This is a genomic window from Skermanella sp. (genome assembly GCF_059503625.1).
The window spans coordinates 1-2295 of record NZ_JCACHA010000458.1 but is presented as its reverse complement, the minus strand read 5'-3'; the positions used below and the strand labels follow the sequence as shown (position 1 = coordinate 2295).

Below are 2295 nucleotides of genomic sequence, written 5' to 3'. Positions count from 1 at the left end.
AGCTGCCCTACTATCTTGCCCTTTTCGAATTTGTGCACAACGCCAGATGCCGGGGTAAAGCCTTGCTCGGGGCCCTCTTGGCCGCCCTGCTGCCCACCACCCCGAAACCCGAATAGAGCCGCCCGCGATACCGCCACCACCCCACCGCGACCCGCGGATCGCGCCTCGGCCGCCGCAAACAGGCGCCGTCCCCGCTCGTCGAGCTGGTTCCGGATCGCCTCGTACCGCTCTCGTATCGCACGCTCATCAATCATGCCGCCGAATGTGGCAATCACCAGAGGTGATCAAAATCCATACTGGAAACATGACACCAAAATGTCCCAATTATTCCTGCGCGTCTCCTTACCCAGTGGAGATGATGCCGATCAAGCTGGCGGTCTTTCTGCTTCTGGGTTCTTATGGCGACCCTCGGTGCTGCGCTGAGAAAGGAGCCGGTTCTGGCTCCCCATTTTACCCGCTGGGATGAGGCCGCCGCATCAGCAGCACTTGGTCTTCTGATGCTGATCGTGTTGCCGATGCTCAGCTCCCTTCCAGTGTGACCAGTACCACGAAGCCCAACGCTAGGTCGGTATCAACATCTGCGGATCGTTAAACCGGAGTCGACAGTAGGATGGTTCAAACATGATCGCCGCAGGCTCACGGATCTTCGCCCCAGTCGCCCATGCGTTTGCCGTTGCCGTCGTTGTCGGCGGGGTAGCGCTGCCCGCTCCCGCAACAAGCCAGGAGCCGCCGGTTCCGACGCTGGCTCCCATGCTCCGCGAGGTCACGTCCGGCGTGGTCAATATCGCGGTGAGGGCGAAGGGACCAAGCGTGAACCCGCTGCTCAATGACCCGTTCTTCCGGCGCTTCTTCGATCTGCCGGATATGCAACAGCAGCCCCGCGAAACGTCGGCGAGCGGCTCCAGCGTCATCGTTGACGCACGCCGGGGCTACGTGCTGACAAACAATCACGTCGTGGCGGAAGCCGACGCGATCGAAGTCACCACCAGGGAAAACCAGCGTTACCCGGCCCGGCTGGTTGGGCGCGATCCCGGAACCGACATCGCCGTGCTCCAGATCCAGGGCCAAGGCTTCCAGGCGGTTCAACTCGGCGACAGCGATCGGCTGCAGGTCGGTGACTACGTCGTGGCGATCGGCAATCCGTTCGGTCTTGGCCAAACCGTCACCTCGGGCATTGTCAGCGCACTTGGGCGCGGTGGTCTCCGCGTTGAGGGCTACGAGGACTTCATCCAGACCGACGCCTCGATCAACCCCGGCAACTCAGGTGGTGCGCTGGTCGATCTGCGCGGTCGTCTGGTCGGGATCAACACCGCGATCCTGGCGCCCAGCGGCGGCAATGTCGGGATCGGCTTCGCGGTACCGATCAACATGGCGCGCGCCGTCATGGACCAGCTCATCGAGTACGGCGAGGTCCGTCGCGGACGCATTGGCATCGCGGTGCAGGACCTGACGTCCGAGATCGCCGGCGCACTGCAGGTCGGTGTGGCGGAGGGGGCTGTCGTTGCCCAAGTCGAACCGGGATCTCCGGCCGAGCGCGCAGGCCTGAAGCGCGGCGATGTTGTGGTTGCCCTTGACGGCGTCCAGATCCACAGCGCTACTCAGGTCCGCAACCACGTTGGCCTGAAGCGCGTCGGGCAGGCGGTGGCCCTGACCATACAACGCGACGGTTCCAGGCGTGTGCTGACCGCCACCATTCAGGACGATCAACGATCCAGTCGGCGCTAAATGTTTGATCGCCCATCATCCTCGCTCGAATAGAAGAACGCCCCAGGGGACCAGGTTTCTCTAGAACGACGGCACAGAGACAGCGGCAACCCATTCAACCATATACGAATACCAAACCTTGGGGACATCCCAGATGGACGTTAATGGTTGTGTGGAATAGTGGGGTAGGCTGCGGACCAGTCGCCGGGAGGTCAAAGCCTGGGCAGCCGATGATAGTGAGAGGTTGTTAGATGAATTATGCTACCCTGTTCGACTTGGGCGTCGCTGATCGACACTGGCACTCAGGATACCGTCTGTCGTTTCAGCGGTTTCGGGAGATCCTCGGTGCTCGCGGCTGCGGTGAAACTACTCGTTACGACAGCCTCCTGCGGATCATCGGTCCGCACCACATGAGCGCTCTGGAGGCGCTGGCTTCGCCGCCTGCCGAAAGCCTGACGCTGAGCGCCACTCGCCATCGCCTCAATCTGGTCCGTGACCGCATGAAGAATGCACTCGACGCGCTTGACCAAGCCCTGACAGTCCGTTGACAAACTGGACTCGTATTGAATCTATGCACGTTGGTGTAGTGCA

Annotated in this window: 2 protein-coding genes and 1 pseudogene; 2 read left to right on the top strand and 1 reads right to left on the bottom strand. The window is 61.7% G+C overall.

Annotation, left to right across the window (positions count from 1 at the left end; translation table 11 throughout):
- Window positions 1-254 (bottom strand): annotated as a pseudogene (locus tag AC5JJ6_RS10070) (ISAzo13 family transposase); the annotation flags it as partial.
- A 367-nt stretch (window positions 255-621) separates the two neighbouring features.
- Between AC5JJ6_RS10070 and AC5JJ6_RS10065 the strand changes: the two are divergent.
- The gene (locus AC5JJ6_RS10065) at window positions 622-1725 is read left to right on the top strand and encodes a Do family serine endopeptidase (protein ID WP_496041909.1); all 1104 of its coding nucleotides are present in this window, start codon (window positions 622-624) and stop codon (window positions 1723-1725) included.
- A 230-nt stretch (window positions 1726-1955) separates the two neighbouring features.
- Window positions 1956-2252, top strand: coding sequence for a hypothetical protein (locus AC5JJ6_RS10060; RefSeq protein ID WP_496041908.1), 297 nt, complete (start codon window positions 1956-1958; stop codon window positions 2250-2252).
- Window positions 2253-2295: the final 43 nt, after the last annotated feature.

Coding starts and splice junctions, on each gene's coding strand:
- AC5JJ6_RS10065 (WP_496041909.1), top strand. CDS start 622: ATGATCGCCGCAGGCTCACGGATCTTCGCCCCAGTCGCCCATGCGTTT.
- AC5JJ6_RS10060 (WP_496041908.1), top strand. CDS start 1,956: ATGAATTATGCTACCCTGTTCGACTTGGGCGTCGCTGATCGACACTGG.